The sequence below is a fragment of the Mesorhizobium sp. ESP-6-4 genome, assembly GCF_020164735.1.
Classification (GTDB): Bacteria; Pseudomonadota; Alphaproteobacteria; order Rhizobiales; family Rhizobiaceae; genus Mesorhizobium.
The window spans coordinates 13,912-34,130 of record NZ_JAIUGS010000004.1; the positions used below are offsets into that span (position 1 = coordinate 13,912).

Here is a 20,219-nt window from a genome sequence, read left to right on the forward strand (position 1 = left end):
GCTAGCGATTCCGGCGCAGATTACTGCTCTACCGTGACGGTGACGGCAAGCTTCTCTTGCGCCTGCCCGAGCAGTATCCCCGACACCGGCGAGGCATCGCGATAGTCACGCCCCGTCGCCACCCGCACATAGCGTTCGTCGGGGGAGATACCGTTCGCCGGGTCGAAGGCAACCCATCCGAGTCCCACGACATAGGCCTCGGCCCAGGCATGGCTTGCCGCCTGCTCGACGGCCGCATCCATCATCAGGTAGCCGCTGACATAGCGCGCGGGAAAGCCGAGGGCGACTGCGGCGGCGATGAAGATGTGGCTGTGGTCCTGGCAGACACCGGACTTCAACGCGAGCGCCTCCTCTGCCGGCGTCACGACGCTGGTCGTGCCCGGCCTGTAGGCGACGCGTTCGCCGATAGCGCCCATCAGCCGGTGCAGTCGCTCGATCTCGGTGCCCTGGCCCAGCGTGCCGGCCAGTTCACGTATGCCCTCGCCGGCGGCGGTGAGTGGCGTCTGCTGTCCGAATAGCCAGAGCGGGGCAAAGCCCTGATGCGGACCCGTCACGCCCGCCGTATCATGCGTGGTCACGTCTCCGGCTGCCTCGACGGTGATCGAATTCTGGCCGCTCTCGGCGCTCACCAGCCGCGTCTCGTTGCCGAAGTGGTCGATGAAACGCACCTCCTCACGCGCGCCTTCGACCTTGATCGCCCAGGAGCCGATGGTCTGCGTGCGCCCGCTGGAAGGCCAAAGGCGCAGCCGCTGCAGCAGATACTGCACCGGCTGATCGTAGCGGTACTCGGTACGATGGGTGATCTTGAGCCGCATAACGCTCGCCTCGGCTGTGCTCAATAGAACCGGTAGTCCTGGGCGATCTCGTCGCCCAGCCTGGTGTTGTCGCGAATGAACTCGGCCAGGAACTCGTGCAGGCCATGATCGAATATGTCCTTGATCGACCCCCTCTTGAGCAGCGCCTGGATCTTCTCGGCCGTGCCATGGCAGGCATGGCGTTCACCGTAATCGTCGGCGAGGAATTTCAAATGCTCGCCGAGGAAGCGGTAGCAGAAAGTCAGCGAGCGCGGCATGCGCACGTTGAGGATCAGATAGTCGGCGATATTCGTCGGCTTGTAGTCGGCTTCATAAACCCAGCGATAGGAACGGTGCGCCGACACCGAGCGCAGGATCGATTCCCACTGATAGTTGTCGAGCGTCGAGCCGACCCAGGACAGCGACGGCAGCAGCACATAATATTTCACGTCGAGGATGCGCGCCGTGTTGTCGGCGCGTTCGACATAGGTGCCGAGCTGCGAGAAATCGAAAATTTCGTTGCGCAGCATGGTGCCGTAGAATGAACCGCGGATCAGCGCCGTCTCGCGCTTGATTGCATCGAGCACCGTCGGCAGGTCGCGTTCGTCGATCGGCCTTGCCAGCATGCGCTTCAGCGACATCCAGGCTTCGTTGATGCTTTCCCAGGTCTCGCGGGTCAGCGCCGTGCGCACCATGCGGGCATTGTTGCGCGCCGTCTCGATCGACGACATCGTGCTCGACGGGTTCGAGGTGTCGCGTAGCAGGAAGTCCGAGACGTTGGCGGCTGTATAGTCCTGGTACTTCTGGCTGAACGCGATGTCCGAGCCGGCGCTGAGCAGGACCGAGTTCCATTCCTCCGAAGCGCTCTGCGTGCGCGTCAGCGCCATGCGCAATCCCGCATCGACCAGGCGCGCCATGTTTTCGGCCCGCTCGATATAGCGGTTCATCCAATAGAGACCGTTTGCGGTGCGGCCGAGAAGCATGTCAGGCCCCTAGGGCTAGCGAATAGGGAGTAGCGAATAGCGAATAGGGAAGAATGCGTTTCATGATTGTTGCGTCCCCCTGCTCGCCTCAGTCATCCAACACCCAGGTGTCTTTCGTCCCGCCGCCTTGTGAGGAATTGACTACCAGGGACCCCTCCTTGAGCGCGACGCGTGTCAAACCGCCCGGCACAATCTGGATACGATCCGAAACCAGCACGTAAGGCCTGAGATCGACATGGCGCGGCGACAGGCCCTTCTCGGTCAAGATCGGGCAGGTGGACAGCGCCAGGGTCGGCTGGGCGATGTAGTTCGAGGGCTTCGCCTGCAGCTTTTTTGCAAAGTCCTGGCATTCCTTCTTGGTCGCCGCCGGGCCGACCAGCATGCCGTAGCCGCCGGAGCCGTGCACTTCCTTGATGACGAGCTCGTGGATGTGCTCGAGCACATATTTGAGGCTGTCGGGCTCCGAACAGCGCCAGGTCGGGATGTTGCCGAGGATCGCCTTGCGGCCGGTGTAGAACTCGACGATCTCCGGCATGTAGGAATAGATCGCCTTGTCGTCGGCGATGCCGGTTCCCGGCGCGTTGGCGATGGTGATGTTGCCTGCGCGATAGACATCCATGATGCCGGGCACGCCGAGCGCAGAATCCGGCCGGAAGGTCAGCGGATCGAGGAAGTTGTCGTCGACGCGCCGGTAGAGCACGTCGATCTGCTTGTAGCCTTCGGTCGTGCGCATCGCCACATGGCCGTCGACGACACGCAGGTCCTGCCCTTCGACGAGTTGCACGCCCATCTGGTCGGCAAGGAACGCATGTTCGAAATAGGCCGAATTGTACGAACCCGGCGTCAGCACCGCGATGGTCGGCGCACCCTTGCTGCTTTGCGGCCGCACCGCGGCCAGCGACTGGCGCAGGAGTTGTGGGTAGTTCTCGACCGGCCGCACCTTGATCTTTTGGAACAGCTCCGGAAAGAGCTGCATCATCGTCTCGCGGTTCTCCAGCATGTAGGAGACGCCCGACGGCGTGCGGGCATTGTCCTCCAGCACGTAGAACTCGTTCTCCGAGATGCGGACGATATCGACGCCGATAATGTGGGTGTAGACACCGGCCGGCGGCCTGATCCCGATCATCTCGGGCAGGAAAGCCTCATTCCTGGCGATCAGATCCTTGGGTACCCGCCCGGCGCGCAGGATTTCCTGGCGGTGGTAGATATCGTCGAGAAAGGCGTTCAGCGCCTGCACGCGCTGCTCGATGCCTTGCGTCAGCCGGCGCCATTCCTGGCCGGAGAGGATGCGCGGGACGATGTCGAAAGGGATCAGCCGCTCGGAAGCTTCCTGCTCGCCATAGACGGCAAAGGTAATGCCGGTCTTGCGGAAGACGCGCTCGGCATCCTGCATTTTCTGGGTAAGCCTGGCTGGGTCCTGCTCCTTCAGCCAGCGATCGTAAGCCTCATAAGGTCTTCTCAGTCCGGAAACTTCCGGAAGCATTTCGTCGAACGCTGCCAATCGCGTACTCCCCTCTGAGACCATTTCACTGGCCTCGCCGGAGAAAATCAAGCGCAATCGGTGATTTAGGGAGCCGCGACGGCCACTCCATGCAAATTGCCTAAATTTCAGGCATGAGCGGCTGGACCGGGTCAGCTCCTGCTTCCCGGCGGGGCACAGACAGGCCCGGTCAGAACGCCCGGAAGGTCACGATCGTGAAGGTGTCCTTGATTCCAGGCAGAATCTGCACCCGCTCGTTGACGAAATGGCCGACGTCTTCCTCGTCGTCGATATAGAATTTGGCAAGCAGGTCGTAATTGCCCGCGGTCGAGTAGATCTCGGAGGCGATCTCGGCATCGGCGAGCGCGCTGGCGACCTCATAGGACTTGCCCAGGTCGCACTTGATCTGCACGAAAAATGCCTTCATTGCCCGGTCCTACCAGCCTGCTTCATGAATAAGCGGCCCTTGTGGCAGACTGCTGCCCGGCTTTCAAGCTTCCCGCGCCGCGCACCTCGAAGAGTACCTGATCCCGCTTCCCGACGCTGAAATGGTGAAATCTTCGCATCCCGGTGAAACCACGCCATGGCGCGATGCGTATGTTAGATTGCATTCGCCAACGCGAATTCCGGGGAGGCAGGCCATGCGCCGCGCTTTGTTCGCACTTGCTCTTGTTCCGATGTTGATAGCCTCGCTTGCTTTTGCCGGCGAGGCCGAGATCAAGGCCGCGCAGACGGTCATCGACAGCCAGTTGAAGGCCTTCGTCGCCGATGACGGCGCCACCGCCTACAGCTTCGCCGCGCCGAACGTGAAGCAGATCTTTCCGACCGTCGACACCTTCATGAACATGGTGACGAATGGCTACGCGCCGGTGCGCAAGCCCCGGTCCTATTTCTTCGGCAAGGTCGAGCAGACCGGACCCGGCTCGATCATCCAGCAGGTGCTGATCGTCGGGCCCGACGGCAAGGATTATGAGGCGGTCTACACGCTGCAGCAACAAGCGGACGGCAGCTTCAAGATCACCGGCTGCAGCCTGCGCGCCTCGACTTCGGTCAGTACCTGAGCCCGACCGGCATGACCGCTCAATCTCGGCGGCTATACAGTGTCCAGCCCAGACCGGAGAGGCCCCAGAAGGTCGAGGCTCCGGCTCGTTCGTAGGCAAGCGCGCAATCGAAATCCACGCGCTCCGGCTGTTTTTGGGTATCGCCTTCGAGAATCAGCCAGTCCGCGCGCCCGGCGCAAATCTTGTCCTGGGTGACGAGCGATGCCTGGCGGCCAATGCGCGCGGCGAAATAATCGACCACCATGCCGGTGCGGAAATCGGCGTTGGTGGCATATGTGGCGGCGCCGCTCTTTGTCATCTCGTCCACCATCTCGGAATAGGAACCGCGCCCATGCTCATAGAAATGGGCCAGCAACGCCGCGTTGCCGCCCGCCACAAGAACGAGCATCCCGGCGGCAAAAAGCCTTCTCTTACCGCCGGCGTCGAAGCCGCGTCCGATCAAGTCTCCGGCCCAAAGCAGCAACAAGGTTCCGCTGACAATGAAATAGCGCGGGAATTCAACATTCGGCAGATGCGCCGCCGCCATCAGGGCGGGCAGCCCGACGATGCCGATGGCATAAAGGCTGGCCCGGCGATCGCGCGAGACGCCTGCATGTGCCAAGACCAGGATGCAGGTCACCGCGACGCACGTCCAGTCGCCGATCCAGTCCGGTAGACCGAAAAGATAGCGGATCATTCCGCCATAGCCGGCGGCGAATTTCTCGAGCGAGAAAGAGGAAAAACCGCCGATATTGAAGCTAAACAATCGCCCGCCTACAAGCATTGCCGCGGCAAGCGGAAGCACGGCAAGGAAAGCAGGCAGAAAGGCCTGGACGACCTCCTTGTTGACGACAATCAGACTGCGGCTGCCTCGCCAGCTCAGCCACGCCGTCCAGGCCGTTAGCACCACCACCGTTTCGACCATTGTCAGGTGGGAAAGGAAGCCAAGCAGAATTGCGGCAGCAAGAGCGACGCCGTACGCGCCCCGCTTGTCGAACCAGCGCTCCAGAAGAGCCACCGCAACGAGCGTGAACAGCGCCAGGCCGGCATAGCCACGCGCCTCCGAGCCGTAGTGAACCATCGGATAGCTCAACGCAAACAGCAGCGCCGACCCAATCATTGCCCAACGTCCGCGCGATATCGCCGCGGCTGCAATGACGGTGCATCCGCTGAGCGTTATCGACAAGCCGCGCTGGACCAGCGGCGCGGCATCGGGCCCGACGACATACTGGTATATCGAGTTGAGAAAGTGGTTGTTGTCGTGGTTCACACGCCAGAATATCTGGTCGATCGACGTCAGCGGCTTCAGCAACGTGATGCTCCAGATCTCGTCGTGCCAGAGATCCCCGCGCGCGCCGAGCAGGCGCAAGATAAGGCCGACAAGCACGACCCCTGAAATTACAAGTAATAGACTGTAACTCCATTGCTGGGTCGCCGCAGAACCTGGCCGGTAAACATCAGCGCTTGCTGCTTTATGGTCGACGATCGACGCATCCATCTTTACCAAAGTCGTGCCGCCCCTTGCCTCGATATGGCAAGGCATACTTACTCTTGATCTGATTTATGAAAGGTTTTCCGACGCTTCCTGATCAAAGGACCGGGATATCGCCCCGTGCCCAGCCTTCGGTAATCTCGGCGGCGCGCGCTTCGAAAGCCTGCGCCTCGATGGCTGTTCGGACGTCCTGCATCAGCCTCTGATAATAGGACAGGTTGTTCCAGGTGAGCAGCATGGCGCCGAGCGCTTCCTGCGAGCGCACCAGGTGATGCAGGTAGGCGCGCGAATAATCGCGCGCGGCGGGGCAGTCGCTTTCCTCGTCGAGTGGGCGCGGATCGTCGGCATGGCGGGCGTTCCTGAGATTGACCTTGCCGCGGCGCGTGTAGGCAAGGCCATGGCGGCCGGCGCGGGTCGGCATCACGCAGTCGAACATGTCGATGCCGCGCGCCACCGATTTCAGGATATCGTCCGGCGTGCCGACGCCCATCAGGTAGCGCGGTCTGTCGGCCGGCAGCTCCGGGCAGGTGATGTCGAGCATCTCCAGCATCACCGACTGCGGCTCGCCGACCGCCAGCCCACCGACCGCATAGCCTTTCAGATCCATCGCTTTCAGCGCCTGGGCCGAACGCACGCGCAAGGCCGGGTTGTCGCCGCCCTGGACGATGCCGAACATCGCCTTGCCCGGCTGGTCGCCAAACGCCGCCTTGCAGCGCTCTGCCCAGCGCAGCGACAATTCCATGGCGCGCTCGATCTCCTCGGGCTTGGCCGGCAGCGCCGTGCATTCGTCGAGCTGCATCTGGATGTCGGAATCGAGCAGTCCCTGGATTTCGATCGATCGCTCCGGTGACATCTCGTAGGGCGCGCCGTCGATATGCGAGCGGAAGGTGACGCCCTGTTCGGTCAACTTCCTGAGCTTCGACAGCGACATGACCTGAAAGCCGCCGCTGTCGGTCAGGATCGGATGCGGCCAGCGCGCGAACTCGTGCAGGCCGCCGAGTCTGGCCACGCGCTCGGCGCCTGGTCGCAGCATCAGATGGTAGGTGTTGCCGAGGATGATGTCGGCGCCGACCCCGCGCACCTGGTCCATATACATGGTCTTGACGGTGCCGCCGGTGCCGACCGGCATGAAGGCCGGCGTGCGGATCTCGCCGCGCGGCATCGAGACCAGGCCGCGCCGCGCCTTGCCATCGGTGGCAAGCACCTGAAATGAAAAAGTCTCAGCCATTGAATTCCTTGTCGTGCTCCGGCGCGCCGGGTGCCTGCTCGTCGAGCGACTGCCGGTAGCGGATGCAGCCGCGCATGAATTTCGGCCATGGCGGCACGGCAATCGCCGGGTCGGTCCTTTCCGGCAAAAGCTCCCAGAGGTCAGGATGATGCCAGCACAGATCATGCCCGGTCGCGTCGCGATGCGCGCGAATGCCGGCGCGCAGTTTCTTCACCTGCGCGATCAGCGTATCGCGGTCCATGCTGTCGAGGTCATCGTCCATTGCTCGTCTCCGCACGAAAAAGCAGGCTTGCGTCTCCATAGGAGTAGAACCTGTAGCGGTTCGCGATGGCATGCGCATAGGCCGAGCGCATCGTCTCCAGCCCGCTGAAGGCCGAGACCAGCATGAACAGCGTCGAGCGCGGCAGATGGAAATTGGTCATCAGCATGTCGGCCGTACGGAAGCGATAGCCGGGCGTGATGAAGATGTCGGTGGGTCCGGACCAAGGCTCTATCCTGCCGTCGTCGCGCGCCGCGCTCTCCAAGAGCCGCAGCGATGTCGTGCCGACGCAGATGATCCGCCCTCCCCGCGCCTTGGCCGCGTTGAGTGCCGCCGCCGTCTCCGGGCTTACCGAGCCGGTCTCGGCATGCATCTTGTGGTCGGTCGTATCGTCGGCCTTCACCGGTAAAAAAGTGCCGGCGCCGACATGCAGCGTGACGAAGCGGCGCTCGATGCCCTTGGCGTCGAGCGCCGCGAACAGCTCCGGGGTGAAATGCAGGCCGGCGGTAGGCGCGGCGACCGCGCCTTCCTCGCGCGCATAGATCGTCTGATAATCGGCGCGGTCGCGCTCGTCGTCCTCGCGCTTCGACGCAATGTAGGGCGGCAGCGGGATATGCCCGACGGCATGCAGCGCCTCGTCGAGAAAGGCGCCCGACAGATCGAAGCCGAGCAGCGCTTCGCCGCCCTCGCCTTTTTCAATCACCGTGGCGTCGAGCCGGCCCAGAAAGCAGGAATTGCCGTCATGGCCGAAATGGATGCGGTCGCCGGCGGCGATGCGCTTTCCCGGTCGCATGAAGGCCAGCCAGCGGTCGGGGCCGGTGCGCATGTGCAGCGTCGCCTCGACCTGCGCCGCCGCTTCGCCGCGCAGCCTGATGCCCTTCAATTGCGCCGGGATGACCTTGGTGTCGTTGAACACCAGCACGTCGCCGGCCTTGAGCAGCGCCGACAGGTCCCGGACTGTCTGGTCCTCGAAACCGGCACCCGGCCTCACCACCAGCAGCCGAGCGCTGTCGCGCGGCTCGGCCGGCCTGAGCGCGATGCGGTCTTCGGGAAGATCGAAATCGAAGAGGTCCACTTTCATGCCTGCGGCAATAACCCGATCGCCGCGCTCTCGCCACCGTCTTGTTGCCGCGCCTTGCGAGCAATTGCCGTCGAACGAAACAGCCGACGCTCAGGTCAGCCGCACCAGCAGCGCTCCGGCCAAGAGCAGCACAGCGCCGGCGACGCGGCCAAGCGAGATTTCGCGCACCGCCACGCCAAGGAAGCCGGCGCGGTCGATCAGCATGCCGGCGATCAGCTGGCCGGCGACGAGGAAGGCCATCAGCGCCGCAGCGCCGATGCGTGGCGTGAGAATCGTCGACAGCGTCACATAGAAGCCACCGAGCATGCCGCCGGCGACGAACAGCCAGGGCGCCGGCGCCTTCCAGTCGAGCGAGATGCCCTGCAGCTTCACCACGGAAATCGAGATGATGCCGAGCACGATGGCACCGGACAGGAAGGAAAAGGCGGCGGCCGCGACCGGAAGGCCGAGGCCCTTAGCCAATTGCGAATTGATCGGCGCCTGGATGGCGATGAAGGCGCCGGACAGGATGCCGAGCAGGGACCAGACAGCGCCCATCATCGTTCCGCCTTTACTTGACGTCTGCCGCGACTTTCAGCGACACGATCTTGTCGGGATCCTGCACCGGCTCGCCGCGCTTGATCTTGTCGACATTCTCCATGCCTTCGATGACCTGGCCCCAAACCGTGTACTGGCGGTTGAGGAAGGCGGCGTCGTCGAAGCAGATGAAGAACTGCGAGTTCGCCGAGTTCGGGTTCTGGGCCCTAGCCATCGAGCAGGCGCCGCGGCCGTGATTGGCGTTGGAGAACTCGGCCTTGAGGTCCGGCTTGTCGGAGCCGCCCATACCCGCGCGCGACGGCGCATAAGTGGGCTTGCTCGAATTGCCGAACTTGACGTCGCCGGTCTGCGCCATGAAGCCGTCGATGACGCGGTGGAACACCACGCCGTCATAGGCGCCTTCGCGCGCCAGCTCCTTGATGCGGGCGACGTGCCCGGGCGCCAGCTCGGGATACATTTCGATGACGACCGGGCCCTTGGTCGTTTCCATGATGAGCGCGTTCTCGCGGTCCTTGATCTCAGCCATGTCGGAAAATCCTTTGAAAATTGAGGGAGTTACTTGCTGTCGGCGGCGATGCGAACCTTGATCATGCGGTCGGGGTCGGTGACCGTGCCGTTGTCGGCCTCATCGCCCTTCTTGATCTTATCGACGAGATCCATGCCGCCGACCACCTTGCCGACGATGGTGTACTGGCCGTCGAGGTTCGGCGCCGGCGCGAACATGATGAAGAATTGCGAGTTGGCCGAGTTCGGGTCCTGCGAACGGGCCATGCCGACCACGCCGCGCGCGAACTGCTCGCTCTGCGAAAACTCGGCCGGCAGGTCGGGAAGATCGGAGCCGCCGGTGCCGACGGCTTCGGGGTTGAACCCCTTCTTCATGTTGCCGAATTTAACGTCGCCCGTCTGCGCCATGAAGCCGTCAATGACGCGGTGGAAGGCGACGTTGTCGTAGGCGCCGTCGCGCACCAGCTTCTTGATCTGCGCGACATGCTTGGGCGCCAGATCGGGACGCAACGCGATGGTCACGTCGCCGTTCTTGAGCGTGATGATCATGGTGTTTTCCTTGTCGGCGGCGACGGCCGGCAAGGACGCCGCGAAAAGGCCGGCAACCACGACAAGGAACGAAGCGAGCTTCTTCAGCTGCATGGGTATCTCCGGGAAAACCTATTTGGTGAACTTGGCGGCGAGCGCGCCGGCAACGGCCGCAGGCACGAACGGGCGGATATCGCCGCCCATCGACGCAATCTGGCGCACAAGTGTGGCGGTAATGGTGCGCACCGAAGGGCTGGCGGGCAGAAAAACCGTCTGCAATTCCGGCGCCATCGTCTCGTTCATGCCGGCCATCTGCATTTCGTAATCGAGGTCGGTGCCGTCGCGCAGCCCCCGGATCATAATTGAGGCGCCGTGCTTGCGGGCCGCGTCGATGACCAGGCCGTCGAAGGACACGACGTTGATACGATCGCTGTCGCGACCGAATTCGGCCTTGGTTGCGGCCTCGATCAACTCAACGCGTTCCTCGAAGGAAAACAACGGCTTCTTGCCCGGATGAATGCCGATCGCCGCGTAGACGGTGTCGGCCACCGCCAGCGACGCTTTCAGCACATCGAGATGGCCATTGGTCAGCGGGTCGAAAGAGCCGGCGTAAAGGGCGGTGCGTTCCGTCATGGCAGGCTTCTAGCGACCCTCTCGGACAAAGGCAAATCTCATTAATTGCATTGCCGTGAACCTTTTCGCGCCGATGAACGACAGATGAATGCGGCAATCACGAACATTTCACGCAGCGTTCACTAGGTTGCCGCTTCAACAGGTGAAACCAAATCCCCACCTCATCGTTGTACGCCCAGGAGAACACGCAAATGCTGATCTATATGCTTGCCACTGCAATGACCATTGTGATGCTGATCGCGACTGCATTCGGGTTGCATCAGGAAGCAACGCGGGTGCGCGTCAAGGCCAATACCAAGCGGCTCGATGGTTTCGCCCATCGCAACGTCTACCGTCGCCACTGATCATGATCGCACCGGCCCAGAGAGGCCGGTGAAGCTTGAACCTATTCGCCTTCGCCCATGCCCTCGGTGCCGGTTTCGCTTGAAGCCACGTCTTCGGCCTCTTCGTCCGACTGCGGTTCCGAAATCCGCTCCACCGATACAACCTTCTCGCCTTCGGCCGTGTTGAAGATCGTCACGCCCTTAGTGGCCCGGCTGGCGAAGCGTATGCCGTTGACCGGCACGCGGATGACCGTGCCGCCGTCCGAAACCAGCATGATCTGATCGTCATTGCCGACCGGGAACGTCGCGACCAGCCGGCCGATCTCGGCTACCTTCGACACATCGGTGGCGCGGATACCTTTGCCGCCGCGGCCCGTCAGCCGGAAATCGTAGGACGACGAGCGCTTGCCGTAGCCATATTCGGTCACCGTGAGCACAAGCTTCTCATGCGCCTTGAGGAACTCGTAGCGCTCCTCGGAAAGCTCGGCTTCCTCGCCGATTTCCTCATTGGTGAGCGCGATCTCCTCCTCCTCGCCGGCTCCGCCGGCGGCAAGCCTGCGCTCCGCCGCGGCGCGCTTCAGATAGGCCGCGCGCTCTGCGGGCGACGCATCGACGTTCTCGATGATGGACATCGAGATGATGCGGTCGGTCTCGGCCATGGTTATGCCGCGCACGCCGACGGAATTGCGGCTCTGGAACACACGCACATCGGAGACCCGGAAACGGATGCACTGGCCGGAATTCGCTGTCAGAAGCACATCGTCATTGTCGGTGCAGGTCTCGACGCCGAGGATCTCGTCGCCCTCTTCCTCCAGCTTCATGGCGATCTTGCCATTGCGGTTGACCTGGACGAAGTCGGACAGCTTGTTGCGGCGCACGGTGCCACGCGTGGTCGCGAACATCACATCGAGCTCGCCCCAGCTGGTTTCGTCCTCCGGCAGCGGCATGATCGTCGTAATGCGCTCGCCCTGCTCGAGTGGCAGCATGTTGATCAGCGCCTTGCCGCGCGATTGCGGGTTTCCGATCGGCAGCCGCCAGACCTTTTCCTTGTAGACGATGCCGCGCGAGGAGAAGAACAGCACCGGCGTGTGCGTGTTGGCGACGAACAGGCGGGTGACGAAATCCTCTTCCTTGGTCGACATGCCGGAGCGGCCTTTGCCGCCACGGCGCTGCGCCCGGTAGAGTGAAAGCGGCACGCGCTTGATGTAGCCGGAATGGCTGACGGTGACCACCATGTCCTCGCGCTGGATCAGGTCCTCGTCTTCCATATCCGAACCGCCGTCGGTCAGCTCGGTGCGGCGCGGTGTGCCGAACTCGTCGCGGACCGCGACCAGCTCGTGCTTGACGATCTGCTGGATACGCGCGCGCGATGACAAAATATCAAGGAAATCGACGATTTCAGCGCCGATCTGGTTCAATTCGTCGGCGATCTCGTCGCGGCCGAGCGCGGTCAGGCGCTGCAGGCGCAGGTCAAGAATGGCGCGCGCCTGTTCCTCGGACAGATTATAGGTGCCGTCCTCGTTGATGCGATGGCGCGGATCGTCGATCAGCTGGATCAGCGGAGCGACGTCGTGTGACGGCCAGCGCCGCTCCATCAACTGCTCGCGCGCCGTCTGCGGATCCGGCGCGGTGCGGATCAGCTTGATCACCTCGTCGATATTAGCGACCGCAATCGCCAGCCCGACCAACACATGCGCCCGCTCGCGCGCCTTGCGCAGCAGATATTTCGTGCGACGGCTGACGACTTCCTCGCGGAAGCCGACAAAGGCCTTCAGCATGTCGATCAGCGTCAGCACTTCCGGCTTGCCGCCGTTGAGCGCCACCATATTGGCGCCGAACGAGGTTTGCAGCGGCGTGAAACGGTAGAGCTGATTGAGGACAACGTCGGCTACGGCGTCGCGCTTCAACTCCACGACGACGCGGTAGCCCTGGCGGTCGCTCTCGTCGCGGATGTCGGAAATGCCCTCGATGCGCTTGTCGCGCACCAGCTCGGCCATCTTCTCGATCATCGAGGCCTTGTTCACCTGATAGGGAATCTCGGTGACGACGATGGATTCGCGGTCATTGCCGCGCTGCTCGATCTCGACGCGGCCGCGCATGACGATCGAGCCGCGGCCCGTCGAATAGGCATTGTAGATGCCCGAACGGCCAAGCACGATGCCGCCGGTCGGGAAATCCGGACCGGGCACGATGTCCATCAGCGCCGTCAGGTCGATCGCCGGATTGTCGATGAGAGCGATGGCGCCGTTGCAGACCTCGACAAGATTGTGCGGTGGAATGTTGGTGGCCATGCCGACGGCGATACCGCCGGAGCCATTGACCAGAAGGTTCGGGAAACGGGCCGGCAGTACCTTGGGCTCGCTGCCGGACGCATCGTAAGTGTCCTGGAAATCGACGGTTTCCTTGTCGATGTCCTCCAAGAGCTCATGCGCGACCTTGGTGAGCCTGGACTCGGTGTAGCGCATCGCCGCCGGCGGATCGCCGTCGATCGAGCCGAAATTGCCCTGACCGTCGATCAGCGGCACGCGCAGCGACCAGTCCTGCGCCATGCGCACCAGCGCGTCATAGATCGAGGCGTCGCCATGCGGATGGTATTTACCCATCACGTCGGCGACCGGGCGGGCCGATTTCACATATTTGCGGTTCCAGTGGTAGCCGCTCTCATGCGAGGCATAGAGGATGCGGCGATGCACCGGCTTCAGGCCGTCGCGCACGTCGGGCAGCGCACGGCTGACGATCACGCTCATGGCGTAATCGAGATAGGAGCGCTGCATCTCCTCGATGATCGAAATCGGCTCGATGCCGGTGGGGCCGCCGTCCGGCCCGCGCGGTGTCTTCTGGTCGGTCAAATCAGGTCACAATCCAGTCGGGAATCACTCACCGCTTATATAGGAAGCCTCGCCGAAACTCCAATGTCGGCCGGACTTTTCCAGAGACAATTTTGATGGCAATTTCAAATGGATATCGCTGATTGCGACGATATGGCCAAGGTCGATTTCGCTTCAGCCGGCGTTAGCGCCCTCTGGTCCGTCTGGCGCGATACGCGCCGGGAGCTTGTCCCATCTCGCGCCGGAACCGGCGGTTGAAGGTCGACAGATCGTTAAAGCCGGCATCGAAGGCGATCGTCGAGATCGCCGCGCCCGAGCTGCGCAGACGCACCGCGGCGCGGTGCAGCCTCGTCCTCAGCAGGAATTGATAGGGCGTCATGCCGGCAACCTGCCGGAACGTGCGCAGGAAGTGAAACGGGCTTGTCGCCACGCCGGCAGCGAGCTTGCTAAGCGACAATGGTCGATCGGCGTTGAGCTCGATCAGCCGCACCGCCTCGGCAACGCGTTTCTGGTCGCGGCGGCTGGGCGCCCGGTCAGGTGTTGAAGTGTCGGCCGCAGCCGTGGCGACCGCCCCGGCCATGCGCAGGCCGAGTTCCTCGAATGCGTCGCCGTCGCCCGCTTCCCGTGCCGCCTCCGCCTCGGCCAGCAGAGGCGCCAGCGCCGGCAAGGGCGGCAGGCGTGGATGGGTAAAGCCGAGCCGTTTCACATCCGGCAGGTCGGCCAGGACGCGCTCCAGATAGGCCGGCGAAAAATGGAAGGAGAGGCAGCGGTCGCCGGCGCCGTGCTCATGCCCGCATTCATAGCAGGCGCCGGGATTGCCGAGCAGGATGGCGCCCGGCGCCAGCATCGCCGTCCCCTGGCGCGTGCGGTAGCGGAACGCGCCCCTGGTCACGGCGGCGACGCAAAAGCTGCAATGCTCTTCCTCGAACGGCTTGTCGCCGGCGATGGCCGTGCACACCACGTCGGACACATGCCAGCCATGTCCGGAAGCCAGAGTCTTCTGCGCGGTCGTCATGGCTGAAAGATAGCAATTTTTCCCAAGCGCAGAACCCTGCCATACCGCTATTGCTGGCCCTCTCCTGACAAACGAGGCAGCAACAATGACCGATCCCTTTGCCGAGGCCCTGCACAGCGACGGCCCAAAATCGGACCTTGCCGAAAAGCTGAAACTCTATGGCCGCTTCATCGGCGCCTGGACGTTCGATGCCACACGCATTCTCGAGGATGGCACAAGGCTCGCGGGTCGCGGCGAAGTGCATTTCGGCTGGGTTCTCGAAGGCCGCGCCGTGCAGGACGTCTGGATCTTGCCCGCGCGGAACACCGGGGCCCAGACTTCGCTCGGAGCATGGACCTTCTACGGCACCACATTGCGTGTCTACGATCCGGGCGCCGACGCCTGGCACATCTTCTGGAGCGACCCGCGCAACCAGTATTACAGCCGCCAACTCGGCCGCGTCGAGGACGGCACGATCGTCCAGGTCGGTGCCGACGGCACCGGCGCGTCTGTGCGCTGGAGCTTTTCACGCATCACCGAAAACTCGTTTCGCTGGCTCGGCGAGCGCTCGCATGATGGCGGCGCGACCTGGCGCATGGAGGTCGAGTTTCTGGCTCGTCGCCTAAATGAACCTCGATAGCGATCGAAAAGCCGCAAGGAATTGAAAGTAGCGATCCTTCGCGCCTGCTTTCGCAGCTTCGCACACCATTTCCTTCCGCTTTCCAGCGCCGCGGCTTTGCTCTACCAATTGCAAAACCTGGGCTTCGCCCGGCGGGAGGGGACCAGCGATGCCGAGTTTCGACAGCCTGTTCAACGCCTTCGTCACCATCCTGGTGACCATCGACCCGCCGGGACTGGCGCCGCTGTTCCTTGCCGTGACGCGCGGCATGAACCGTGACGAGCGCCAGCAGGTTTCGATCCGCGCCTCGGTGATCGGCTTCCTGGTCATGGCGTTGTTTGCGATTGCCGGCGCCTCGATCCTGTCGGTGTTCGGCATAACGCTGCCGGCCTTTCGCGTCGCCGGCGGCTTCCTGTTGTTCTTCATCGCCTTCGAAATGGTGTTCGAGCGCCGCCAGGACCGTAAGGAGAAGATCGGCGACGTCGCCATCACCAAGGACATGATTCACAACATCGCCGCCTTCCCGCTGGCAATCCCGCTGATCGCCGGTCCGGGCGCCATCTCGGCAACCGTGCTGCTGTCGGGCTCCTTCCAGGGTTTTGGCGCACAGGCGGCGCTGGTCGGCATCATAGCGATCTGCCTGGTGATCACCTTTCTGGTTTTCGTGCTGTCCGAGCGCATCGACCGCATCCTCGGCCAGACCGGCCGCTCGATCCTGACCCGTCTGCTCGGCGTCATCCTCGCGGCGCTTGCCGTGCAGTTCGTGGCGGACGGCATCAAGGCGCTGATGGCCGCTTGAACGGTATCCTACTGCCTACTGCCTACTGCCTACTGCCTAATTGCCTCACTTCACCGCCGTCTCGACCACCTCGAAATCATGCGTGATCGTCGCCGTCTTGGCCATCATGGCTGAAGCCGAGCAGTATTTCTCGATCGACAGATCGATCGCGCGTTTCACCTTGTCGTGCGACAGGGCTCTGCCCTTGACGATGAAATGCATGTGGATGCGGGTGAACACCTTTGGATCGGCTTCGGCTCGGTCGGCGTCGAGCTCGACCACGCAATCCTCGACCGCCTCCCGGCCCTTCTCGAGGATGTGCACGACATCATAGGCCGAGCAGCCGCCGGTGCCGATCAGCACCAGTTCCATCGGGCTCGGTCCCGGCGTCTTGCCTTCCGGCCTGTACGCCGTGCCCAGCACGACCTTGTGGCCGCTGCCGGACTCGCCGACGAAGGTGCGTTCCTCGACCCATTTGATGCGTGCTTTCACGTTGACCTTCCTTGAGAAATTCTTATTGGCCGAACACGACGGCATGCATGATCCGGCCGGGCAGCAGCGTGAAGATGCCGGCGCCGATCAGCGCGAACAGATAGAGCTTGATCATGGCGCCGCGATGCGCGGTTACCTTATGCGTGTGCGCATACCAAGCCGCCAGCGGCACGGTGACCAGCACCAGGATCGACAAAAGATGGATCGGGCTGAACGGACCGACGAGCCGGATCTGCTGGATCCAGAAGCTCGATATGGCGATGACCAGCATCAACGCCACCCAGGTGTAGCCCAGCACACCATGACGCACAGTACCTTTCGGCAGCGCCAGCTGGGCGCCGCCGATGGCCAAAGCGGCGAAGGCCGCGAATGCATGCCACGGAATGGGAGGCGACGCCGACAGAAGCGGTCCGAGCGACATCACGCCTCCCCTCAGACAGCCGTTTCGAGACGCCTAGAACGGGATCTCGTCGTCCAGCTCGCGTGACGAGCCGCCGCCACCGCCGCCCCTGGAGCCGCCACTGCCGCGGTTGAAGCTTTCATTCGGGCTGGACTGGCCGAAATCCGACCCTCGGCTGTTGCCGCCGCCGGAATAATTGCCGACCTGGCCGCCGCCGCCCTCGCCGCGCGCGTCGAGCATCTGCAACTCGCCTCGGAATTTCTGCAGCACGACCTCGGTGGTGTATTTGTCGGCACCGGTCTGGTCCTGCCATTTGCGGGTCTGCAGCTGACCCTCGACATACACCTTCATGCCCTTCTTCAAATACTGCTCGGCCACCTTGGCGAGCTGGTCGTTGAAAATGACGACGTTATGCCACTCGGTCTTTTCCTTACGCTCGCCCGAGTTCTTGTCGCGCCAGCTTTCCGACGTGGCGATGCGAATGTTGACGACCGGATCACCGGAATTCAGGCGGCGGATTTCAGGATCCGCTCCGAGATTGCCGACCAGAATGACCTTGTTGACGCTACCCGCCATCTTACTTCTCCGCGCTCATCCGAAACAAATTTCAAGTCGCTCACCTTATAGCCTGCGGGTCGTCGCCGCCCGCAAAAGGCTGGCTTTTCCCACAAGGTTTTTGTTCTCTTTTCGTTCTAGTCATAGCTGCACTTTCTGTCAAGGAATGTCAGCAAAGGCAGGAGTGGACGTGCATTCTGATATGGCGATCAAATAGAAGCTTGCCAAATCGATAAGTATCGGCTTATGCTTCTGCCATGATCGAAGCAGAGATTTTCCGCGCTCTGGCCGACCCGACGCGACGCGCGGTTTACGAGCGGCTGGCCGCTGGCGAGATGAGCGTGAGCGAGCTACGCGCCGGCATGAGCGTGTCGCAGCCGGCGGTCTCGCAGCACCTTGCCGTGCTGCGCGGCGCCGGCCTGGTGGTCGAGCGGCGCGCCGGCCGCAACGCATATTATCGCGCCGATCCGCAAGGGCTCGACCCGCTGCTCGGCTGGATCGAACGCTACCGCGCCTTCTGGCCGGAACGCATCGAGAAGTTGAAGACGGTTCTGAAGGGAATGGACCAATGACGGCAACCGAAAACCCGATTGTCAACGAAGCGCCGCTCAGCTTCGAATGCGACCTCCCTGAGCCGCCGGAAAAGGTCTGGCGGGCGCTGACCGAGCCGGACCTGCTCGCCGCCTGGATGATGCCGAACGACATCAAGGCGGAAGCCGGCAGCCGCTTCGCCTTTGCCGGACCGGATGCGCCGATCGAATGCGAGGTGCTCGAGGCCGAGCCCGGCAGGGTGCTGCGCTATTCCTGGCATCAGCGGCCCGACGCAAACGACCGCGACCGGTTTCCGGCCTTCGACAGCATCGTCACCTTCACGCTGGCGCGCACCGCCTCAGGCGGCACGCATCTCAGCGTCGTCCATGACGGCTTCGTGCCGGTGGCGGAATCTGTCCTCGCCATTGCCGGCGCCAGCTGCGGGCTCTCGCTTCACGCGCGCAAGAACCCGATCGCCGCCAACGCGCCCTGCATGATGCTGCGCGCGGCCTGATCAAAAAGAGGACCGAGGAAACCCGTCATGAGCATTGCCAATCTGGTGCCGATGGTCATCGAGCAATCGAGCCGTGGCGAGCGTTCCTTCGACATTTTTTCGCGGCTGCTGCGCGAGCGCATCGTCTTCATCAACGGCGAGATCAACGACAACGTCTCGGCGCTGGTCTGCGCGCAGCTTCTGTCGCTGGAGTCCGACCACCCCGACAAGGAAATCTCGATCTACATCAACTCGCCGGGCGGCATGGTGACCAGCGGCTTCGCCATCTACGACACCATGCAGTACATCTCCTGCCCGGTGTCGACGGTCTGCATGGGCTTTGCCGCCTCGATGGGCTCCTTCCTGCTGATGGCCGGCGCGCCGGGGCGGCGGATCGCGCTGCCCAACACAAGGATCGTGCTGCATCAGCCGCTGGGCGGCTTTCAGGGCCAGGCCTCAGACATCCAGCGCCATGCCGAGGACATCGTGCGTACCAAGCAGCATATGACCGAGCTCTACGCCAAGCATTGCGGCCGGACCTACGAGGAGGTCGAGCGCACGCTCGATCGCGATTACTTCATGAGCGCCGCGGAAGCCAAGACCTGGGGCCTCGTCGACCACGTCTACGACACGCGCAAGAAAGCGGCCTGACGTTGCGGGCAGGCGCGCGGCAAATTGATCGCCGCGCGTCTGGCATCGCCCTAGCCGTGTCCCTATAGTCCGCGCATGATCAGGTCCGTTCAGCCCAGACATCTATGCGCCGCCCTCGCCGCGCTTGCCGGCGCGCTGGTGGCCGGCGCCGCCCTTGCCGACGACAGTTCGGCGCAGAAACTGCCTGGCGTCAGCGGCGACTACCGCATCGCCAAGCCGGCGCCGCAGCCGGAACCGGACGCGCTACCGGCCGGCAGCGACGGTTCCTTCAAGATCGGCGACACCGATGTCAGGATCGGTGGCAGCATAACGATCGATATGGCCACGGGCGGCGCTCGGATCCCGAACCATTGATCGCGAGCGGGTCAAACGCGAACACCACAAAATGTAAGCCCCGCCACTGCTTCCGCAGGTGGACGGGGCTTTCATGGATCTGATAATCCAATTTTAGCCGGGAGTGGACTGCCGGCGTTCTGTTTCGGATGCAACGCGGCGTTCAGCCGACGATCCGACTATCGTCTCTGATTGTTAAGAATCGGCAAGTCACGGTTTGTCGGGCCGGCGTTTCAAGTCTGCCCTGGCACTTATGCCCGCCGCGGCTCCATCTCAGTGTGGAGCCTCAATGGACTGTCCGGTGGCGTCATGCTCCGCTCCTGGGTCCGTTGCGACAATGTCGTTCGAAGCGCAAATCGCTATCGCCTGCGGCGTCTCGCAGACCGCCTATTGGGCGGCGAGGCCATCGAAAGACGGCCGGCTTCGTTGACGCGTTTGAGACTGCTCCCCTGGGCCCGGGACGTCAACCGTTGAATAGTCGGTTACCGAAAAATGTGATCGTCTGGAGGTTACGTGCAGGTAAGTCGAGTGCTTCGGCACACCCAACGGCGCGTAGCTCGGCCGCGATTGTTCCACAACGCTTGGACAATTGTTCTCACAACGCTTGAGCGATTGTTTCCACAACGCTTTGTCAGGAGCGTGTTCGACCTTTGTTCTTTCCGC

At 62.8% G+C, this 20,219-nt stretch carries 25 protein-coding genes; 8 read left to right on the top strand and 17 right to left on the bottom strand.

Features of this window, described 5'->3' with window-relative positions; all coding sequences use genetic code 11:
* Positions 1-20 precede the first annotated feature (20 nt).
* The 4 genes from LB523_RS09615 to LB523_RS09630 form a co-directional block, all read right to left on the bottom strand.
* Positions 21-815, bottom strand: coding sequence for a transglutaminase domain-containing protein (locus LB523_RS09615; protein ID WP_095765310.1), 795 nt, complete (start codon positions 813-815; stop codon positions 21-23).
* Between the two features lie 20 nt (positions 816-835).
* The gene (locus tag LB523_RS09620; RefSeq protein ID WP_095765309.1) at positions 836-1,777 is read right to left on the bottom strand and encodes an alpha-E domain-containing protein; all 942 of its coding nucleotides are present in this window, start codon (positions 1,775-1,777) and stop codon (positions 836-838) included.
* A gap of 88 nt (positions 1,778-1,865) precedes the next feature.
* Complete coding sequence (locus LB523_RS09625) at positions 1,866-3,278, bottom strand: circularly permuted type 2 ATP-grasp protein (protein ID WP_224602430.1); 1,413 nt, start codon at positions 3,276-3,278, stop codon at positions 1,866-1,868.
* A gap of 169 nt (positions 3,279-3,447) precedes the next feature.
* The gene (locus LB523_RS09630; protein WP_040995065.1) at positions 3,448-3,684 is read right to left on the bottom strand and encodes an Lrp/AsnC ligand binding domain-containing protein; all 237 of its coding nucleotides are present in this window, start codon (positions 3,682-3,684) and stop codon (positions 3,448-3,450) included.
* A gap of 214 nt (positions 3,685-3,898) precedes the next feature.
* Between LB523_RS09630 and LB523_RS09635 the strand changes: the two genes are divergently transcribed.
* Positions 3,899-4,318 (top strand): DUF4864 domain-containing protein, encoded by a 420-nt coding sequence (locus LB523_RS09635; protein WP_140841205.1) that lies wholly within the window; start codon positions 3,899-3,901, stop codon positions 4,316-4,318.
* A 19-nt stretch (positions 4,319-4,337) separates the two neighbouring features.
* Here LB523_RS09635 and LB523_RS09640 read toward each other — a convergent pair whose 3' ends face one another.
* From LB523_RS09640 to coaD, 8 genes are all read right to left on the bottom strand, one after another.
* Entirely contained in the window at positions 4,338-5,795 is a 1,458-nt protein-coding gene (locus LB523_RS09640) for a hypothetical protein (RefSeq protein ID WP_140841203.1), read from the bottom strand.
* 91 nt (positions 5,796-5,886) lie between these two features.
* A complete protein-coding gene (gene tgt, locus LB523_RS09645; RefSeq protein ID WP_224602432.1) occupies positions 5,887-7,017 on the bottom strand; it encodes a tRNA guanosine(34) transglycosylase Tgt in 1,131 nt (376 codons plus the stop codon).
* A complete protein-coding gene (locus LB523_RS09650) occupies positions 7,010-7,279 on the bottom strand; it encodes a hypothetical protein (protein ID WP_140841199.1) in 270 nt (89 codons plus the stop codon). Before LB523_RS09650 ends, tgt begins: the two co-directional genes overlap by 8 nt.
* Positions 7,269-8,357, bottom strand: coding sequence for a tRNA preQ1(34) S-adenosylmethionine ribosyltransferase-isomerase QueA (gene queA / locus LB523_RS09655; protein ID WP_224602433.1), 1,089 nt, complete (start codon positions 8,355-8,357; stop codon positions 7,269-7,271). Before queA ends, LB523_RS09650 begins: the two co-directional genes overlap by 11 nt.
* Before the next feature lie 90 nt (positions 8,358-8,447).
* A complete protein-coding gene (locus LB523_RS09660; protein WP_095765301.1) occupies positions 8,448-8,897 on the bottom strand; it encodes a DMT family transporter in 450 nt (149 codons plus the stop codon).
* Positions 8,898-8,907: 10 nt separating this feature from the next.
* Positions 8,908-9,420 (bottom strand): peptidylprolyl isomerase, encoded by a 513-nt coding sequence (locus LB523_RS09665; protein WP_095765300.1) that lies wholly within the window; start codon positions 9,418-9,420, stop codon positions 8,908-8,910.
* Positions 9,421-9,449: 29 nt separating this feature from the next.
* On the bottom strand, positions 9,450-10,040 hold the full coding sequence (locus LB523_RS09670) for a peptidylprolyl isomerase (protein WP_411962438.1): 591 nt from the start codon (positions 10,038-10,040) through the stop codon (positions 9,450-9,452).
* Positions 10,041-10,058: 18 nt separating this feature from the next.
* A complete protein-coding gene (gene coaD, locus LB523_RS09675; RefSeq protein WP_224602435.1) occupies positions 10,059-10,559 on the bottom strand; it encodes a pantetheine-phosphate adenylyltransferase in 501 nt (166 codons plus the stop codon).
* Positions 10,560-10,750: 191 nt separating this feature from the next.
* Here coaD and LB523_RS09680 point away from each other — a divergent pair, with 191 nt between their 5' ends.
* Positions 10,751-10,903, top strand: coding sequence for a hypothetical protein (locus LB523_RS09680; RefSeq protein ID WP_224602437.1), 153 nt, complete (start codon positions 10,751-10,753; stop codon positions 10,901-10,903).
* A gap of 41 nt (positions 10,904-10,944) precedes the next feature.
* On the opposite strand, the gene gyrA is transcribed toward LB523_RS09680, so the two are convergent.
* Both gyrA and LB523_RS09690 read right to left on the bottom strand, forming a co-directional pair.
* Positions 10,945-13,731 (bottom strand): DNA gyrase subunit A, encoded by a 2,787-nt coding sequence (gene gyrA, locus LB523_RS09685; RefSeq protein ID WP_224602439.1) that lies wholly within the window; start codon positions 13,729-13,731, stop codon positions 10,945-10,947.
* 163 nt (positions 13,732-13,894) lie between these two features.
* Entirely contained in the window at positions 13,895-14,725 is an 831-nt protein-coding gene (locus LB523_RS09690) for a helix-turn-helix domain-containing protein (RefSeq protein ID WP_224602440.1), read from the bottom strand.
* An 85-nt stretch (positions 14,726-14,810) separates the two neighbouring features.
* On the opposite strand from LB523_RS09690, the gene LB523_RS09695 reads away from it, so the two are divergent.
* Positions 14,811-15,344: a hypothetical protein gene (locus tag LB523_RS09695; protein WP_224602442.1), complete on the top strand. Its 534-nt coding sequence runs from the start codon at positions 14,811-14,813 to the stop codon at positions 15,342-15,344.
* A gap of 148 nt (positions 15,345-15,492) precedes the next feature.
* Positions 15,493-16,122 carry a MarC family protein gene (locus LB523_RS09700; protein WP_224528978.1) on the top strand — a complete coding sequence of 210 codons (630 nt, stop codon included), beginning with the start codon at positions 15,493-15,495 and terminating at the stop codon, positions 16,120-16,122.
* Positions 16,123-16,167: 45 nt separating this feature from the next.
* On the opposite strand, the gene LB523_RS09705 is transcribed toward LB523_RS09700, so the two are convergent.
* The 3 genes from LB523_RS09705 to LB523_RS09715 are packed head-to-tail and all read right to left on the bottom strand — an operon-like array spanning position 16,168 to position 17,569.
* Positions 16,168-16,593 (bottom strand): OsmC family protein, encoded by a 426-nt coding sequence (locus LB523_RS09705; protein ID WP_224602444.1) that lies wholly within the window; start codon positions 16,591-16,593, stop codon positions 16,168-16,170.
* 22 nt (positions 16,594-16,615) lie between these two features.
* The gene (locus tag LB523_RS09710; RefSeq protein ID WP_224602446.1) at positions 16,616-17,014 is read right to left on the bottom strand and encodes a DUF2306 domain-containing protein; all 399 of its coding nucleotides are present in this window, start codon (positions 17,012-17,014) and stop codon (positions 16,616-16,618) included.
* A gap of 33 nt (positions 17,015-17,047) precedes the next feature.
* Positions 17,048-17,569, bottom strand: coding sequence for a single-stranded DNA-binding protein (locus LB523_RS09715; protein WP_095765291.1), 522 nt, complete (start codon positions 17,567-17,569; stop codon positions 17,048-17,050).
* Between the two features lie 236 nt (positions 17,570-17,805).
* Between LB523_RS09715 and LB523_RS09720 the strand changes: the two genes are divergently transcribed.
* The 4 genes from LB523_RS09720 (at position 17,806) to LB523_RS09735 (ending at position 19,577) form a co-directional block, all read left to right on the top strand.
* Positions 17,806-18,120: an ArsR/SmtB family transcription factor gene (locus LB523_RS09720; protein ID WP_224602448.1), complete on the top strand. Its 315-nt coding sequence runs from the start codon at positions 17,806-17,808 to the stop codon at positions 18,118-18,120.
* Positions 18,117-18,593 carry an SRPBCC family protein gene (locus LB523_RS09725; protein WP_224602450.1) on the top strand — a complete coding sequence of 159 codons (477 nt, stop codon included), beginning with the start codon at positions 18,117-18,119 and terminating at the stop codon, positions 18,591-18,593. Before LB523_RS09720 ends, LB523_RS09725 begins: the two co-directional genes overlap by 4 nt.
* Positions 18,594-18,620: 27 nt before the next feature.
* On the top strand, positions 18,621-19,223 hold the full coding sequence (locus LB523_RS09730; RefSeq protein ID WP_224601284.1) for an ATP-dependent Clp protease proteolytic subunit: 603 nt from the start codon (positions 18,621-18,623) through the stop codon (positions 19,221-19,223).
* A 75-nt stretch (positions 19,224-19,298) separates the two neighbouring features.
* On the top strand, positions 19,299-19,577 hold the full coding sequence (locus tag LB523_RS09735; RefSeq protein ID WP_224602452.1) for a hypothetical protein: 279 nt from the start codon (positions 19,299-19,301) through the stop codon (positions 19,575-19,577).
* The last annotated feature ends 642 nt before the right edge of the window (positions 19,578-20,219 follow it).

What these genes read in the sequence shown, in the direction of transcription:
- LB523_RS09735 (WP_224602452.1), top strand. Translation starts at nt 19,299, where the DNA reads ATGATCAGGTCCGTTCAGCCCAGACATCTATGCGCCGCCCTCGCCGCG.
- LB523_RS09670 (WP_411962438.1), bottom strand. Translation starts at nt 10,040, where the DNA reads ATGCAGCTGAAGAAGCTCGCTTCGTTCCTTGTCGTGGTTGCCGGCCTT.
- LB523_RS09665 (WP_095765300.1), bottom strand. Translation starts at nt 9,420, where the DNA reads ATGGCTGAGATCAAGGACCGCGAGAACGCGCTCATCATGGAAACGACC.
- LB523_RS09715 (WP_095765291.1), bottom strand. Translation starts at nt 17,569, where the DNA reads ATGGCGGGTAGCGTCAACAAGGTCATTCTGGTCGGCAATCTCGGAGCG.
- LB523_RS09640 (WP_140841203.1), bottom strand. Translation starts at nt 5,795, where the DNA reads ATGGATGCGTCGATCGTCGACCATAAAGCAGCAAGCGCTGATGTTTAC.
- LB523_RS09720 (WP_224602448.1), top strand. Translation starts at nt 17,806, where the DNA reads ATGATCGAAGCAGAGATTTTCCGCGCTCTGGCCGACCCGACGCGACGC.
- LB523_RS09635 (WP_140841205.1), top strand. Translation starts at nt 3,899, where the DNA reads ATGCGCCGCGCTTTGTTCGCACTTGCTCTTGTTCCGATGTTGATAGCC.
- queA (WP_224602433.1), bottom strand. Translation starts at nt 8,357, where the DNA reads ATGAAAGTGGACCTCTTCGATTTCGATCTTCCCGAAGACCGCATCGCG.
- LB523_RS09620 (WP_095765309.1), bottom strand. Translation starts at nt 1,777, where the DNA reads ATGCTTCTCGGCCGCACCGCAAACGGTCTCTATTGGATGAACCGCTAT.
- LB523_RS09730 (WP_224601284.1), top strand. Translation starts at nt 18,621, where the DNA reads ATGAGCATTGCCAATCTGGTGCCGATGGTCATCGAGCAATCGAGCCGT.
- LB523_RS09710 (WP_224602446.1), bottom strand. Translation starts at nt 17,014, where the DNA reads ATGTCGCTCGGACCGCTTCTGTCGGCGTCGCCTCCCATTCCGTGGCAT.
- LB523_RS09725 (WP_224602450.1), top strand. Translation starts at nt 18,117, where the DNA reads ATGACGGCAACCGAAAACCCGATTGTCAACGAAGCGCCGCTCAGCTTC.
- coaD (WP_224602435.1), bottom strand. Translation starts at nt 10,559, where the DNA reads ATGACGGAACGCACCGCCCTTTACGCCGGCTCTTTCGACCCGCTGACC.
- LB523_RS09615 (WP_095765310.1), bottom strand. Translation starts at nt 815, where the DNA reads ATGCGGCTCAAGATCACCCATCGTACCGAGTACCGCTACGATCAGCCG.
- LB523_RS09690 (WP_224602440.1), bottom strand. Translation starts at nt 14,725, where the DNA reads ATGACGACCGCGCAGAAGACTCTGGCTTCCGGACATGGCTGGCATGTG.
- LB523_RS09660 (WP_095765301.1), bottom strand. Translation starts at nt 8,897, where the DNA reads ATGATGGGCGCTGTCTGGTCCCTGCTCGGCATCCTGTCCGGCGCCTTC.
- tgt (WP_224602432.1), bottom strand. Translation starts at nt 7,017, where the DNA reads ATGGCTGAGACTTTTTCATTTCAGGTGCTTGCCACCGATGGCAAGGCG.
- LB523_RS09695 (WP_224602442.1), top strand. Translation starts at nt 14,811, where the DNA reads ATGACCGATCCCTTTGCCGAGGCCCTGCACAGCGACGGCCCAAAATCG.
- LB523_RS09650 (WP_140841199.1), bottom strand. Translation starts at nt 7,279, where the DNA reads ATGGACGATGACCTCGACAGCATGGACCGCGATACGCTGATCGCGCAG.
- LB523_RS09680 (WP_224602437.1), top strand. Translation starts at nt 10,751, where the DNA reads ATGCTGATCTATATGCTTGCCACTGCAATGACCATTGTGATGCTGATC.
- LB523_RS09700 (WP_224528978.1), top strand. Translation starts at nt 15,493, where the DNA reads ATGCCGAGTTTCGACAGCCTGTTCAACGCCTTCGTCACCATCCTGGTG.
- LB523_RS09630 (WP_040995065.1), bottom strand. Translation starts at nt 3,684, where the DNA reads ATGAAGGCATTTTTCGTGCAGATCAAGTGCGACCTGGGCAAGTCCTAT.